This window comes from Planctopirus hydrillae (genome assembly GCF_001707835.1).
Lineage (GTDB): Bacteria > Planctomycetota > Planctomycetia > Planctomycetales > Planctomycetaceae > Planctopirus > Planctopirus hydrillae.
In genome coordinates, this window is record NZ_LYDR01000015.1 from 1 (window position 1) to 345 (window position 345).

Genomic DNA, 345 nt, shown 5'->3' on the forward strand with positions numbered 1-345 from the left:
TGTCGGCTTCGGCGGCACCGGCACGCACTACTGCGTCGGCGCGAATCTGGCCCGGCTGCAGCTGGACCTGATCTTCAACGCGATCGCCGACGTGATGCCGAACCTGCGCCAGGTGAGCGAACCGGTGCGGCTGCGCTCGGGGTGGCTCAACGGCATCAAGAGCTGGCAGGTCGCCTACCAGTGAGCCGATCGTGACCGGGCGGCGCGGCCGGGTGCCCGCGGTGGCCGCCGCCGACATCCGGCGCGCGGCCAGGGCGCTGCTGGTGGCGCAGGGGCCGGAGGCGATGACGCTGCGGGCGATCGCCCGCGACCTCGGCGTCACCGCCCCCGCCCTCTACCGGCACT

General features: G+C 73.9%; 1 protein-coding gene and 1 pseudogene. Both read left to right on the top strand.

The annotated features are described in order from the left end of the window. Positions 1 to 184, top strand: a pseudogene (locus tag A6X21_RS25835) (steroid C27-monooxygenase); the annotation flags it as partial. Between the two features lie 7 nt (positions 185 to 191). Further along, positions 192 to 345 (top strand): TetR family transcriptional regulator (locus tag A6X21_RS25840; protein WP_131818124.1); only part of this gene is annotated, 154 nt, incomplete at its 3' end.